The sequence below is a fragment of the Paenibacillus sp. P36 genome (genome assembly GCF_045866505.1).
Taxonomy (GTDB): Bacteria; Bacillota; Bacilli; order Paenibacillales; family NBRC-103111; genus Paenibacillus_E; species Paenibacillus_E chondroitinus.
On sequence record NZ_AP038372.1, the window covers coordinates 2688998 to 2703896 of the forward strand.

General features: G+C 47.3%; 10 protein-coding genes. All 10 read left to right on the forward strand.

Annotated elements, in window-relative coordinates; translation table 11 throughout:
* Positions 1 to 125 precede the first annotated feature (125 nt).
* A complete protein-coding gene (locus tag ACKTT9_RS12170) occupies positions 126 to 1931 on the forward strand; it encodes a sensor histidine kinase (protein ID WP_407871771.1) in 1806 nt (601 codons plus the stop codon).
* The gene (locus ACKTT9_RS12175; RefSeq protein ID WP_407871772.1) at positions 1931 to 3535 is read left to right on the forward strand and encodes a response regulator; all 1605 of its coding nucleotides are present in this window, start codon (positions 1931 to 1933) and stop codon (positions 3533 to 3535) included. The genes ACKTT9_RS12170 and ACKTT9_RS12175 overlap by 1 nt, the downstream gene beginning before the upstream one ends.
* A 233-nt stretch (positions 3536 to 3768) precedes the next feature.
* Positions 3769 to 5073 carry an ABC transporter substrate-binding protein gene (locus ACKTT9_RS12180; protein WP_407871773.1) on the forward strand — a complete coding sequence of 435 codons (1305 nt, stop codon included), beginning with the start codon at positions 3769 to 3771 and terminating at the stop codon, positions 5071 to 5073.
* An 83-nt stretch (positions 5074 to 5156) separates the two neighbouring features.
* A complete protein-coding gene (locus ACKTT9_RS12185) occupies positions 5157 to 6089 on the forward strand; it encodes a carbohydrate ABC transporter permease (protein WP_407871774.1) in 933 nt (310 codons plus the stop codon).
* Between the two features lie 23 nt (positions 6090 to 6112).
* The gene (locus tag ACKTT9_RS12190; RefSeq protein ID WP_246239573.1) at positions 6113 to 6979 is read left to right on the forward strand and encodes a carbohydrate ABC transporter permease; all 867 of its coding nucleotides are present in this window, start codon (positions 6113 to 6115) and stop codon (positions 6977 to 6979) included.
* Positions 6980 to 7027: 48 nt separating this feature from the next.
* Positions 7028 to 8491, forward strand: coding sequence for a sulfatase (locus ACKTT9_RS12195; RefSeq protein WP_407871775.1), 1464 nt, complete (start codon positions 7028 to 7030; stop codon positions 8489 to 8491).
* 1432 nt (positions 8492 to 9923) lie between these two features.
* Positions 9924 to 11051 carry a glycoside hydrolase family 88 protein gene (locus ACKTT9_RS12200; RefSeq protein WP_407871776.1) on the forward strand — a complete coding sequence of 376 codons (1128 nt, stop codon included), beginning with the start codon at positions 9924 to 9926 and terminating at the stop codon, positions 11049 to 11051.
* A gap of 160 nt (positions 11052 to 11211) precedes the next feature.
* Positions 11212 to 12198: an ABC transporter permease gene (locus ACKTT9_RS12205; RefSeq protein WP_407871777.1), complete on the forward strand. Its 987-nt coding sequence runs from the start codon at positions 11212 to 11214 to the stop codon at positions 12196 to 12198.
* A gap of 12 nt (positions 12199 to 12210) precedes the next feature.
* Positions 12211 to 13086, forward strand: coding sequence for a carbohydrate ABC transporter permease (locus ACKTT9_RS12210; protein ID WP_407871778.1), 876 nt, complete (start codon positions 12211 to 12213; stop codon positions 13084 to 13086).
* A 117-nt stretch (positions 13087 to 13203) separates the two neighbouring features.
* Entirely contained in the window at positions 13204 to 14886 is a 1683-nt protein-coding gene (locus tag ACKTT9_RS12215; RefSeq protein ID WP_407871779.1) for an extracellular solute-binding protein, read from the forward strand.
* Positions 14887 to 14899 lie beyond the last annotated feature (13 nt).

Sequence of the window (14899 nt, forward strand, 5' to 3'; positions counted from 1 at the left end):
AGAGCAGAGGATTTTTTCGTGCCCATCCTATAAAAGTATTTGATACGCACGTGTTATCGTGTATCATCAGGTAATGGCAACAGGTAATGATAATGATACGCAGGTCATGAACGAGGAGGTCGACGATGCTAAGCAAATGGTTCATCCATCGAAGCAGCATTCAAAATAAATTTCTTATATCGACAATATGTCTCATCCTTGTTCCGTTAGGCATCTTTGGCTTCATTACGCTGCAAATTTCCAAAAGTTCGATTGAATCGCAAGTGAGCCAGTCCAATCTCAAAACATTGGGCCAGATTGCAGAGAAGACGGATATGCTGCTGGATGATGTCATCGCGGTTTCCAATACGTTTTATCTCAATGACGAGATCAACCATGCTTTTACGACGGAAATTATGGAAAACAGCTATGAAGAAGCACATCTTCGCGCGGCTTTTGACAGGCTGCTGACGAACTCGATTTATTCCTTCGGAAAGCTCCAATATCATGTTACGCTTCTTGGCTTGAATGGACTGGAGCAGTCCACGAATCCGCTATATAAAAACATCCGAATGCGAGATATTGTAAACGAACCTTGGTTCAAAATGGCTGCCGAGGCTAAGGGCCGCATTCTCTGGATTACGGAGCCGATCCCTGGGCTTATGCCGACAGAGGACGGGGGGCGGAGCACTTTTCACGCGGTAAGGATCAGTAACCGTTTTGAAACCGGCGCTCCTACCGGACTTGTCATGATTAGTGTAAACGCAACCACCATAAGAAGCTTATATGAAAGTGCGCTGGACGAGCAGCGGGAAATTGTGATCATCGGTGACGATGGCCGTGTGATCTCTTCCCAGGCAAATGGAAAGATACAAAGCAATGTGAAGGACCGTTCGTATTACTGGAAAATTCAGCAGTATGAATCGGGTTATTTCATTGATCGTGAGAATGATACAGAGCAATTGATTTCTTTTCAGACAATCGGCAAAACGGGTTGGAAGCTGGTTTCGTATACACCGACCAAAGTTGTTCTTAGCAGTTTAAATCAAATTCAATTCATTGTCTCTATTGTTTTTATGATTGTTGTTCTTCTCTCCATCGGTGCATCGTATGTGATAGCCAAACGACTTGCTATTCCGATCAAACGGCTGTATCGCGATTTCACTCGCGTAGAAACGGGAGATTTATCGGTGCGGACTCCGATTCATCAGGATGATGAAATTGGTTTGCTGACGCGGAAATTTAATCAAATGGTGGCCAGATTGAATGAGCTGATGCAAGGGATTACCGTTGAGCAGCAGCAAAAAAGGCATGCCGAGCTTCAGGCGCTGCAATCGCAAATTAATCCGCATTTTCTGTATAATACGCTAACTTCGATACGATTCATGCTGCACAAGCACAGCAGCGACAAAGTCGATTCGGTTATTGTGGCGCTGGTGAAGCTGCTGAAACAATCAATCTCCAAGCATGACGAGTTAATACCGATCGAAGAAGAAATCAGCATGCTGCGCAATTATATGTACATCCAGCAAATCCGGCAGGGAGATAAACTGGAGGTGCACTACGACCTTGATGACGACATTATGCCGTTCAAAACGATCAAACTCATCCTGCAGCCGTTGGTCGAGAATGCGATTTTCCATGGGCTGGAGCCGAAGCTCGGGAAGAGAACTCTTTGGATCACAGGGAAGCTGCATGAGGGAGACATCCAGTTTGAAATTAGAGATGACGGTGTTGGGATGGAATCAACTGGTAAAGCCGGTGTATTTTTAGACGAGCATTCCGGAGAGGGACAAGCCGCCCATCGAGGCGGATTGCGGAATGTACATGAGCGAATTCAATTGTATTACGGCGCGAAATATGGGCTAGCGGTGGAATCGGAGCCGGGATTGGGAACGAAGGTATTGGTTCTTATTCCAGCATGGTATAAGTGGAAGGAGATGAATGAATAATGAATATTCTCATCGTGGATGATGAACCGATCTTTCGGGAATGGTTTCAAATGACCGTGGCTAGGCTCGGTGAGCGTTACCACATTGCCGGAGAGGCCGCCAATGGTCTTGAGGCGTTAGATTTTTGTCAGTCGCAGCATGTTGATTTGGTCGTGACGGATATCAAAATGCCGGGGATGAACGGCATTGAACTGATTAAGCGTTTGAAGGAGGAAATGCCGAGAATCCGGGTGGTCATTTTCAGCTCCTATAATGAGTTTCAGTTCGCAGCCGAGGCACTTAAATTCGGAGCAAGTGAATACATCCTTAAAGCGGAAATTACGCTTCAGGGTTTGGACGAGGTCCTGCTTAAGATCGGAAAGGATATTGAACTGGACCATAGTAAGCTGGTCGAAATGAACTCGCTTCGCAGTCTGCTGAATCAGAACCAACTGGCGCTTCGCACGGCGTATTTCAAGGAGCTGCTGCAAGGAAATCAACAGGAACTGAATGATTTTCACGATAAAATGGTGCTGTTCGGAACGGGAGTAACCGAGAGAAACTTGACGGTACTTGCGTTAGGTTTGCTTCCGAGCTCGGAGCTGAAAATTCAAGAGGAAGATTTGCGAATCCTTGCGGTCACCAATATCGTCAACGAGACTTTGATGAATGAAGCCGGCAATGGCTGTTCTTTTCTCTATGAGGAAAATGTGGTGATGCTGCTGGTCAATATCAAGAGCACGAGCATGAAATCGCAAAGGGAGTCCTTGCTGCTGCTGGCCAACCGGGTAACGGAAAATTTGCGGAAATTTATCGGTCTACATTCAGCGATTAGCATCAGTACGACGTACAGCCGCCTTTCCTTCCTGCCGGAACAAGCCAGAGAGGCGTTGGAATCGCTCCACCTGCCTTTGTTTTACGAGGATCGCAGCATCGTTTTTTGCCAGTCTCCAAGTTCTGGCGGTCAAGCGGACACGATCCCTGTGCCGGATTCCTTTCATCGATTCTTGGACATGGGCCAAATTCGAGAGGTATCAGAAGCTTGCAGGCAGTTCATGAACGAAATGACGGAACATAAAGCACTGAACGCCAAACAAGCTAGGGCACTATCCCTTGAGCTAACCTATGCCATGGTGAATAAAGCAAGAGCGTATCAAGTGCCGGCTGCTAAGCTTGATCTGTTGTATAGCGAAGCGCACATGGAAGTGATGCGGCTGAAAACTTTTCGAGAGCTTAGAGGTTGGACGGAGAACATGGTTGACACCATTGTGCAGTGGATTGAGCTGCATCGGCGCAAATATGGAGAAGCCGTCCAGAATGCCTGCGATTTTATTCAAAGCCACTTTTCAGAGGAGCTTTCGCTTCAGCAAGTGGCCGACCATGTTCACTTGAGTCGGAACTATTTCAGCGAGCTTTTTAAAAAGGAAACGGGGTTGAATTTCAACGAGTACCTGATGCAAGTAAGGTTAGAGCAGGCGATGAACCTGCTGAGTACCAAAGCGCTAAAGGTTTCGGAGGCAGCCGTGCAAGTGGGCTACGCAAACGCCAGTTATTTTATTAAACTGTTTAAAAAATATACAGGATTTTCGCCCACTGAATACATGGAGCTGCACAATAGAGCTTAGGATCGCCAGACATCGCTTCAATTGCGGTGTTTTTTTGTTCGCATAAGAGGCTATCGGATTATTTTTGCATAGGAAAGGAATAATTTTGTATAGGGTCAGTGGAGGTCAGAATGAGCCCTTTCAGAAGCGTGCATTTGTTCAAAAAAAACGGAAATCAGTTTCACTGTGACCCCTTCCCGATTTTTTATAATGAAGTTGTCAGATAGATGAACCATAAGGGGAGGCTTACGAATATGAAAAAGCAATGGGTGGCCGGAGGGCTCGGCATAATCCTGACGGCCAGTATCCTGCTCAGCGGTTGCAGCAGCAGCACGGAGCAGCTAAATAAGAAGAGCGACGGAGCAGGGGGCGGAACCAAAACGCTCACTTTCTGGAGGGCCGGCACGGATCCTGCGGAAAATGCGTATTGGAAACGCGTGATCAGCGATTTTGAGGCGAAGCATCAAGGGGTGAAAGTGGCGTATAGCGAGGTTCCATTCGGTTCTGATATGGAAACCAAGCTGAATGCCGCTTATGCTAGCGGAACTTCGCCGGATGTGCTGTCCTACACACTGGCATCCTTGGCGCAACGGGCAAATTTGGGGCAATATGAGCCGTTGGACGCTTACACGAGCAAATGGGCGGATAAGAGCGATATGATGGAAAGTGTCGTTGACACCGGTACGTACAAAGGGAAGCTGTACGGCTTAGGCTTCATCCCTGATCCGAGGGTTCTGTTGTGGCGTAAGGATCTTTTCAAAGCAGCGGGGCTGGATCCTGAGAAGCCGCCGGCCAATTGGGATGAACTGACACAATATGCGGAGAAGCTGACCAAGAAGGATGGAGCGACAACGACGATGGCGGGTTTTGGCATTCCGACGGCGACCGGTTGGACGTTATGGCAATCCTTTGTTCTGCAAAATGGCGGCAAAATTATTGACCCGGAGACGAATACACCGTTATTTGATTCCCCGGAATCCATTGAAGCTACGCAATACCTCATTGATATGGTGAAAAAGGGAATTACAATTCCGAACGATTCGACGAAATCCAATGAGAATCTATTCCCGAACGGAAAAGCGGCGATTGCTTATGACAGTCCGGCTGCGTTCACCAATTTACAAAAGGATCACCCTGAGCTCAATGGGCAAATTGGTGTTTCAGGTCCAATTTCCCGGAAAATGAAATCTACCTTCGCGGGCATGCGTTTATTGTTCATGAGCTCACAAAGCAAACAAAAAGACTTAGCTTTTGAATTTATGCAGACGGTCATGGCCAAGGAAGAGACTTGGGCTAGATATAAAGAATTGGGTACTCCCGTCGTCAGGAAGTCTTTGAAAGATGATTATATTAAAGAAAATCCAGTTATGAACGGTGCCATTTTCGATGCCGTGACGTATGGACAAGGTGCTGCGAAAGTGACGTATTCCGGCAAAATGTATGAGTTTATTAGCCTTAATCTGGAAGAAGCCTATTATGGGAAGAAAACAGGGGAGCAAGCGATGAAGGATGCTGCTGCTCAGCTGACCAAGGAGCTTCCGAATCTGATTTCCAAATAGGATCTGAATCGCCTGCTTGAAGATTGCTTGCAGTCTACAGGCAGGCGATTTACGTTCAACCTGATGAAACGAGGTGGTTTCCTATGAAGCCGACTGCAACGACAAGCGCCCAGGGGGGCTTAGGCCGAACTAAATCGCCCCGCAGATGGGGCGTCGATTATGCCGGATATGCCATGATTGCTCCCGGGTATGTCATTTATTTTGCATTTATTTTTATTCCACTGTTGATTAGTCTCTATTATAGCTTTACAAATTATAACTTCTACAGCAGTCCATCCTTTATCGGGCTGCAAAATTATGCGCGTTTGCTGCATGACGGAACGTTTGCCAAAGCGATGACGAACACCTTGGTCTATGCGATCTGGACGATCATTCCTCAAATTGCGCTTGGACTCATTCTGGCTGTACTGCTGAACGGTAGGATCTTCGGCAAGGTATTTGCCAGAGCCAGCATCTATGTGCCTAACGTAACATCCATGGTGGCCGTGTCCATGATTTGGCTTTGGATTTATGACCCTTCACTGGGCATTATGAACCGTGTTTTTAAAACAGTAGGTCTCGATCCGGTCCAGTGGTTGTACGATCCTAAAACAGCTATGCTCGCCATTGTCATTATGAGCATCTGGAAATCACTTGGGTATACGATGATTATTTATTTGGCGGGATTGCAATCGATTCCTTCCAGTTTATATGAAGCGGCACATATGGATGGAGCTTCCAAACTAAGGCAGTTCTGGTCGGTTACGTTTCCGATGCTGAAGCCTACGACCTTTTTTATCCTTATTATGACGTGTATTAACTCTTTCATGGTGTTCGAGCAAGTGAATATTCTGACGAACGGCGGGCCGATGGGTTCGACGACGACCGTTGTGCACCAAATCTATTTGCGCGGTTTCCAAGATTTCCAGATGGGATACGCATCGGCTATGGCTATGGTCTTGTTTGCCATTACGCTTGTGATTACAATCGTCAATTTCAAATACGGTAATCAAGGTGACGATCTGGATGTGGACTAAAAAGAGGAAAGGAGGAGTTTTGTTTGAAAAGTAAAATGAGCATCACGATTCTGGTATCCGCTATTATGCTTGCAGTCGCTCTGCTGATGCTTTTTCCATTCATGCTGATGGTGGTTACGTCCTTTAAGACGATGGGAGAAATACAGTCACCTACATTTTCATTTATTCCGCATAAATGGATGTTTCAAAATTATGTGCTTGCCATGTCCAAGGGAGATTGGCTCCGTTATTTCTATAATTCCTTTGTTATCACAGTGATTACGGTGGTTGCTAGTCTTGTGCTTAACTCGATGGCGGGCTACGCTTTTGCCAGACTGCGGTTTCCTGGGAGAGACATCTTGTTCTTTTCCGTATTGATCGGTATTATGGTACCTTCGCAAGTAACAATGATTCCAACCTTTCTGATGATGAAAAAGTTTCCGTTAACCGGAGGCAATGATCTATTCGGAGCGGGAGGCGTCGGATTAATAAACAGCTATGCCGGATTAATTTTCCCGTTTGTTGCAGGCTCGTTCGGCATCTTTCTGTGCCGCCAGTTTTTCCTTACCTTTCCACGGGCTTTGGATGAGGCAGCGCAAATTGACGGCGCATCGACCTTGCGGGTATTTTATCAAATCTATCTGCCTTTAAGTAAACCTGTATTGGCAACACTTGGAATTTTTAAAACAACAGCAACCTGGAACGATTATATGTGGCCGCTCATTATGACGAACTCGGAGCAGATGCGAACGGTGCAGCTGGGTTTGACGATGTTTCGCGGGGAAACGAGTGTGGAGTGGAATTTATTAATGGCGGCTACAACGCTTGTTGTTCTCCCGCTAATGCTGCTATTCCTTTTTGCACAAAAATATTTCGTACAAGGTATTGTAACCACAGGTCTCAAAGCATAAATTAGTTGTTGATCTTGGAAATCTTGCTATCTTGGATGGGAGGCTGCTATGAATACTATTGTCGTGCTTTTGGATACGCTCAACCGGCATCTGCTGCCAACGTATGGAGGGGATTGGGTCAAGACGCCAAATATCGAACGATTAGCGGAGAAATCCGTTGTCTTCGATCAACATTGGTCGGGTTCACTCCCTTGCATGCCGGCGCGAAGAGATCTTTTGACAGGTAGAACGGCTTTTCTGGAAAAAGGGTGGGGCGGCATTGAGCCGTTCGATGAAACATTGCCGAATGCGCTGCGGAAAGGCGGGATTTTCAGCCATATCGTAACCGATCACTACCATTATTTTGCTACCGGCGGTGAAAATTATTGCCAATCCTTTACGACATGGGATTTTCATCGCGGGCAGGAGGATGATCCTTGGCATTCAACCGTTAGCGATCCGGAAGTGCCGGATGAGCATTACGGGAGAGTCCGATTGCAGTATGAACGAAACAGGAAGAGGTTTGTGCAGGAGGAGGTTTATGCGGGTCCGCGAACGATGCGGGCTGCTTGCGACTGGCTGGAGAGCAATCGCGAGGCCGATCATTATTTCCTGATGGTTGAAGCTTTCGATCCGCATGAACCTTTCGATTGTCCCAAGCATTATCTGGATCTGTACCAAGACGATTACAAGGGGCCGCTTTATAATTGGCCTAATTATGGGGATGTAGATGTGCCGGAAGAAGCAATTACGCATATTCGGAAACGATACGCCGCTAATCTCACGATGATTGATCATTGGCTCGGCAAGCTGCTGGATACGATGGACCGATTGGCGTTATGGGAGGATACCCTGCTGATTTTCACAACCGATCATGGCTTTTTACTAGGCGAACATCAGAAAATGGGAAAAAACCAGATGCATGTGTTCAACGAACTCGCACATATTCCCTTGATGATTCATGTACCTGGCAGCGAGCACAATGGTTCACGAATCAGCGCCCTGACGCAAAATATCGATGTGATGCCAACGATTCTGGATTACATGAATGTGGCGATTCCAGATAAAGTGAAAGGCCATTCGTTAAGGGGACTCCTCGAGGGGCGAACGGACAAGGTACGCAATGCGGCGATCTATGGGTATCACGGCATGGCGGTAAATGTAACCGATGGCAACTATACGTATATGAGGGCTCCGCGTGCAGCCGACAATCACCCATGTTTTACGTATACGGCCATGCCGACAACGTTCCGTTCTTATCTGGGCAATCAGGTTCAAGAGTCGATTGAAACCGGTCGTTTCTTGCCTTATACACGATTTCCTTTGTTTAAAGTGCCAGTGAGCCGACAGGGTGAGCCTTATGTGTCGAATAGCCAAGTCATGGAGACGAAGCTGTATGACATAACGCAGGATTATCAGCAGCAGCATTTGATTCAGGACGCCGAGCTGGAGGCGCGTATGATCAGACTGCTTAGAGAGAGTATGCACGAAGCGAATGCTCCGTTAGAGCAATTCGAGCGGCTTGGGTTGTAATGTAGTAGAAGCGAATGCTTTGGATCCCGAGCGAAAGTTTTGCATCTCAAGCGAAAGCCTTGTATCCCAATCGAAGCCTTGGATCCTGAGCGAAAGCTTTGGATCTCAAGCGAAAGCCTTGTACCTCAAGGCTTTCGCTTTTTTATTTGGGGGTAAGCGAAGTTTCCCCCTTGAGCGCGCCACCCCATTGGCTGCTAGCGCTCAAGCGGACCCTCCCCGGCGAAGGGAACGACAGGGCGCTATTTCATCGAAATAGCGCCCTTTTTTTCGCGGAGGGGAACAGTGGGCCACTATTTGTCCGTTTTCATAAAGAAAACGGGATCAAGTACTCAAGTAACGCCCTGTAGTTCCGCTGAACGCGGAAACGGGCTGAATTTGCTAGAATAGTGGCCTGTAGTTCCCTAAAAGTGTATCGTTGACCAACTTAACTCTCGTCGCTCAAGCGGACCCTCCCCGGCGAAGGGAACGACAGGGCGCTATTTCATCGAAATAGGCCCTTTTTTTCGCGGAGGGGAACAGTGGGCCACTATTTGTCCGTTTTCATACAGAAAACGGGGTCAAATGCTCAAATAACGCCCTCTAGTTCCGCTGAACGCGGAAACGGGCTGAATTTGCTAGAATAGTGGCCTGTAGTTCCCTAAAAGTGTATCGTTGACCAACTTAACTCTCGTCGCTCGAGCGGTCCTCCCTGGCGAAGGGAACGACAGGGTACTATTTCAACGAAATAGGCCCTTTTTTTCGCGGAGGGGAACAGTGGGCCACTATTTGCCCGTTTTCATACAGAAAACGGGGTCAAGTGCTCAAATAACGCCCTATAGTTCCGCTGAACGGGGAAACGGGCTGAATTTGCTAGAATAGTGGCCTGTAGTTCCCTAAAAGTGTATCGTTGACCAACTTAACTCTCTTATGAGGTTCCCCCTACGCCAAGTGCCTCAGTAACGCTGAGTTTTAGCGGCAATGGGTGTTCTCCACCCTCAAAATTCGCTCCTATCGGGCTCTTAACAAGCTAAACGCCTGAGGAGAAGGTAACTCCTCCAACAGTTCCTATCTCCCCATCGAACTACAGGATGCTATTTCATCGAAATAGGTCCTTTTTTGTGTTCATTAGCGGAGTAACTGGAATTTCTACTGTAAAAAATGGCGCGGAGTAGGAAACTTGATGAAATAACTGGAAATTACGCAGTTAATTCAATCGCTTCTCCTCATTTCGGACGAAACTTAAGAAGTTAGCTCGATAATTTCCATATATCTCCTCTGAACCAGTACAAACGAACAATTTAGCAGCACTTTTTCCCGTTAACATTTACGGGAAGGGCGATGCCAAACGGCTAAGCCGCAAATCCCGAAGCCTGTTAATCCAGCAAAAACATGTATATTGAGCCGCATCAACCAATCTGTTTATGCTAAGAGCACAACAGATGGGAGTGAAAACATGAATACAACAGAGCAATGGATACAAGAAGCATGGAACACGGGGATCAGCAAAGTGATAAGCACAAGCCGGCGAATCGGAGCCGCATTCCCGCACGGCTCGCAGGATGGTAGGTTTCAACTTATGTCACCTCACTATTGGACGGCCGGCTTCTGGCCTGGGTTGTTATGGCTCGCTTATAGAGACCGGCAAGCAGACGAATTACGCCTACTGGCTGAGAGCTGTGAAGAGCAGCTGGATGAAGTACTGCATGACTACGAGCGGTTGGATCACGACATGGGTTTTATGTGGACGCTGACCTCGATTGCCAATTGGCAGTTGACTGGAAATGAACAGTCCAAACGAAGAGCATTGATGGTCGCCAGCCATCTGGCAGGCCGTTTTAACTTGCAGGGCAGCTTTATCAGGGCTTGGAATCACCCCGAACGTGTCGGATGGGCAATCATCGACTGCATGATGAATCTCCCCCTGCTGCACTGGGCAGCGAAGCAAACCGGCGATCCCCGGTTCAAGCACATCGCCATCGCGCATGCGAAGATGGCTGTGAAACATTTTATACGCGAAGACGGTTCAGCTTATCATGTCATCTGCTTCGATCCGGAAACCGGAGAACGGATGGGAGCACTCGGCGGCCAAGGTTATGCCGAGGATTCCGCTTGGTCGCGGGGCGCAGCTTGGGCGATCCATGGGTCGATTTTGAGCTGCCAGCATACGGGGGATCCAGCCTTCTTGGAAGCGGCCGAACGTGCGGCCCACTATTTCCTGACACATCTTCCGGCGGACAAGGTGCCGTATTGGGATTTCCGCTTACCTTCTTTCGAAGGGGCGCCGAGGGATTCAAGTGCAGCCGCCATTGCGGCAAGCGGACTATTAAATCTGGCAGCAACGTGCCAAGGGGAGCGGGCATCTTTTTATAGAGAGCAGGCATGTGCCATCCTGCAATGCTTATCCCGCAACTACGTGGCAGACGATTCGGAAGAGGCCATTCTCGTTGCGGGCACCGGCAATTTGCCTGGCAATCAGAACATCAATAAGCCGTTAATCTATGGCGATTACTTTTATATGGAAGCCCTGTCCAAGCTGAGAGGCCAATCCTCCTTCTGGGAACCTGAGCCTCAGTCTTTCTAGCCAATTTTTTACAGGTGTATGAACGAAAAAAGTGTATATTGCAGCCTAAATATCCGCACAACAAGCGCTTGTTTACTCATCGAAATCATGTATATTGTGCGAACGAACCAAAGCCAGGTACGATGGGCTCAATCAATCACAAGACGAGGAAGTGACAGCAATGAATAAACCACTCCCGCCAACCTCGCCGGCCATTACAGGTCAGCCGAAAGCATCTGCCAAGGCCAAACCAAACTGGTTGGTAAGGAAGTATGGAAAGCGGGTTTTGAAACAGAACATCACCTTGTATCTGATGTTTCTGCCTATCATGATTTTCTTTCTGGTCTTCAAGTATTATCCGATGACAGGGCTTGTAATCGCCTTTAAGAAGTACAGCTTTATTAAAGGGATATGGGGCAGCCCGTGGTCAGGGCTCAGTTCGTTTAAGCTGATATTCAGCAACGATCAAATGATCGATATCATTTGGAATACATTGCTGCTCAGTGGACTCTCGATTGTAATCGGCTTTCCGGTCCCGATCATTCTGGCGTTATTGCTGAATGAAGTGAGGAAAATGGCGTTCAAACGAATGGTTCAAACGTTCGTCTATCTTCCGCATTTTCTCAATTGGGTCATCGTCGGGGGCATTGTCATTACCTTGTTCTCGCAAAATACAGGCACAATTAATCATGTGATCGAGCGTCTTTTTGGAACGACCATCCCGTTTTTATATAAAGAATCAACATGGATTGGGATTTATATCGGATCGGGGATATGGAAGGATGCCGGCTGGGGAGCCATCATTTATTTGGCGGCGCTGACGTCCATCGATCAGAGTTTGTATGAGGCGGCCAGCATCGACGGGGCCAATAAGTGGCAGCAGATGCTCCGAATTACGCTTCCGGGCATTTTGCCAACGATCATTATTATGTTGATTTTGAAAATAGGCCACCTGATGGAAGTAGGCTTCGATCAAGTGTACGTCTTGCAAAACGATGCGGTCTCTCATGTATCGGAGGTCATTAGTACGTTTATGTACAAAATTGGCGTCCAACAGGCGAACTTCAGTTTAGCTACCGCAATGGGATTGTTCGAATCCCTTGTCGGCTTGGTGCTGGTCGTTCTGGCGAACCGGATCGCACGTAAATTTGGTCAAGGCTTATGGTAGGAGGAGAAACTCATGAGCAGTACTAGCGGAGAGAAATTGTTTTACACGATCAATTATGTCGTTTTATTTGTCATCGGTATGAGCTGCCTGCTACCGCTCGTTCACATTTTGGCGATGTCTTTAAGCGATAAACATGCCTTGATGTCTGGAGTTGTTAGCCTCTGGCCCGTGAATTTGGACTTCAGCGGTTATGAAGCCTTATTTAAGGAAACGCCGATTTTGAGATCGCTTGCAAACAGCATCATTATTACAGTCGTAGGCACCGTTCTTAATATAAGTTTTACAGTGCTTGCTGCATATCCCTTGTCAAAGCGCTATTTTATCGGACGTAAATTTTATTCGTTCGCCATCATTTTTACGATGCTTTTTTCGGCTGGCTTAATTCCTACTTATTTGCTCCTCAAAAGTTTGGGCCTTCTAAATAACTATGGCGCCTTATGGCTGCCAGGGTTAGTGAGCGTTTGGAACCTGATGGTGTTAAGAAGCTTTTTTGAAGCGCTCCCTGAGGAACTGGAAGAAGCTTCGCGAATTGACGGCTGCTCCGAATGGAGGCTGATCATGCAAATTGTATTGCCGTTATCGATACCGGTAGTGGCCGCCTTATCGCTCTTTTACGGAGTTAGTCACTGGAACGCCTTCATGAACGTGTTAATTTATATCAATGATGCAAGCAAGTTAAACCTAACGGTTCTCGTGCAGCAGTTGATTCAGAACCAGACGCTTATGCAGGAGATGGCGAATACGCAGCCTGAAATGGCTATGAAGCTGACGCCTGAAGGAATGAAAGCAGCCGGGGTCATTGTCATGACACTTCCGATGCTAATCGTATACCCTTTTCTGCAAAAGTATTTCGTGAAGGGTGTCATGATTGGAGCGGTAAAAGGGTGATGTCGGTGTAATTAATTACCAAATTAAGGAGGTGATCCAGCCCTTCAAAACGTGGTAGATTTAGACAATAACGAAATGCATAGCGGCGGTTAATTCACTAAGGGGTGACAACGGAACATGAAAAAAAACAAGTTGATGAAAACAGCATCCGTGACATTAGCTATGGTTGTATCGAGCTCTGCTTTACTTACAGCTTGCTCGACGGGAAAAGAAGCGGCAAATACGGCTTCAACGCCTGGCAGCGGGGCAACCGCAGCAGCAAGCGCGAAACCGGCGGGGCCAAAGCCGAAAATTACCGTTTCCATCTACGACCGGAACGCGGTTCCTGAAGGAGAAGGCACGATTACGAATAATCGCTGGACGAAGTGGATTAACGAAAATGCACCGGTCCAAGTTGAGTTTATTCCGGTTCCTCGTTCCAATTCGATCGAAAAATTCAACGTCATGTTTGCTTCGGGCGGGGCGCCTGACTTAATTATGGAATTTTCGAATCCGTATATGAAGGATCTGGCTTCCAAAGGGCAAATCATCCCGCTGGAAGACGCTATTTCTAAATATTCGACGACCTATAAAAAGCTGTTCCAGGAAAATCAGAACATTCAAAAACTCACTAAGTTTAACGGCAAAACGTACTTCTTCGGGAGAACGACGCCGTTTACGTCGAACCACTTCCTGATGATCCGCAAAGACTGGCTGGATAAGCTTAAGCTTCCGATGCCTACGACGACAGAGGAATATCTCAAGGTTGCGAAAGCATTTACCGAGCAAGATCCGGATGGAAACGGTAAAAAAGACACGCTCGGAACCACCTTCTGGGATGTCGATTATTTCTTCCAGCTAGGTCAAGCGAGCGATGAGTTAATGCCGATGTCGTCCATTACTTCTTATCATTTGCTGAACGACCAATATACGCGGACTTGGGACCGTCCGAAAGCCGATCTGGCGTTCAAAAAAAGCTTATATGACGCAGGTGCGGTAGATAAGGATATTTTTGCCGATAAAACCGGTGCGAAAGCACAGCAGGATTGGGTTAACGGGAAGCTTGGCATTTGGGGATCCGGGGGTTTGGAAGGAGCGGCAATCTACAACACTTATGAGTCGTTCAAGAAAAACAACCCAAGCGCTGAAGTAGCGATCCTACCGCTTCCGAAGTCGGAATTCGGCCAATTCTCACCGGCGGCCAACCCTAACATGCAGTTTGTGGCGGGCATTAATGCAACAGCCAAGAATGTGGAAGCCGTCGTAAAATACGTAGACTGGCTGATGTCACCGGATGTGCAGAAGACTCTCATGTTCGGGATGGAAGGCATACACTACAAGGTTGGCAGTGACGGATGTCCGAAGCCGATCGATGTGGAGAAAAATAAAAAAGAGCTGAGCTGGAACGGCGATTTCCAAATGATGACGCAAACCGGCTCCATGGGCAAATGCGTGGAATATTCCAATCAGCTTGACCCGAATAAACCCCTGGACAAGGAATATTTGAATTTGATTACACAAGCACGTGCAGCTTATATTACGCCGGATCGTCCAAATACAACGGAAGCTATTCTGCCAGTCAGCTTGCCGGATGATATGACGGTCATTAAAAATACGCTCAAAACGACTTTAACGAACACATATACGAAAGCCATTGTAAGCGGTGCAAGCTACTCCGTTGACCAAGCGATGAAGGACGCGCAAGACACTTGGGAAAAAGGTGGCGGCAAAGGCGTCGACGAGTTTTTGAAGAAAGCCTATACCGATAACAAAAACGATGTTATTTTCACCAAAGATTACTACAAGTATTTGAGTAAATAAAACGAACCCGCCA

Bases quoted from the DNA above. Each gene is read 5' to 3' on its own strand.
- ACKTT9_RS12210 (WP_407871778.1), top strand. From the start codon at position 12,211: ATGAGCAGTACTAGCGGAGAGAAATTGTTTTACACGATCAATTATGTC.
- ACKTT9_RS12200 (WP_407871776.1), top strand. From the start codon at position 9,924: ATGAATACAACAGAGCAATGGATACAAGAAGCATGGAACACGGGGATC.
- ACKTT9_RS12170 (WP_407871771.1), top strand. From the start codon at position 126: ATGCTAAGCAAATGGTTCATCCATCGAAGCAGCATTCAAAATAAATTT.
- ACKTT9_RS12195 (WP_407871775.1), top strand. From the start codon at position 7,028: ATGAATACTATTGTCGTGCTTTTGGATACGCTCAACCGGCATCTGCTG.
- ACKTT9_RS12185 (WP_407871774.1), top strand. From the start codon at position 5,157: ATGAAGCCGACTGCAACGACAAGCGCCCAGGGGGGCTTAGGCCGAACT.
- ACKTT9_RS12175 (WP_407871772.1), top strand. From the start codon at position 1,931: ATGAATATTCTCATCGTGGATGATGAACCGATCTTTCGGGAATGGTTT.
- ACKTT9_RS12180 (WP_407871773.1), top strand. From the start codon at position 3,769: ATGAAAAAGCAATGGGTGGCCGGAGGGCTCGGCATAATCCTGACGGCC.
- ACKTT9_RS12205 (WP_407871777.1), top strand. From the start codon at position 11,212: ATGAATAAACCACTCCCGCCAACCTCGCCGGCCATTACAGGTCAGCCG.
- ACKTT9_RS12215 (WP_407871779.1), top strand. From the start codon at position 13,204: ATGAAAAAAAACAAGTTGATGAAAACAGCATCCGTGACATTAGCTATG.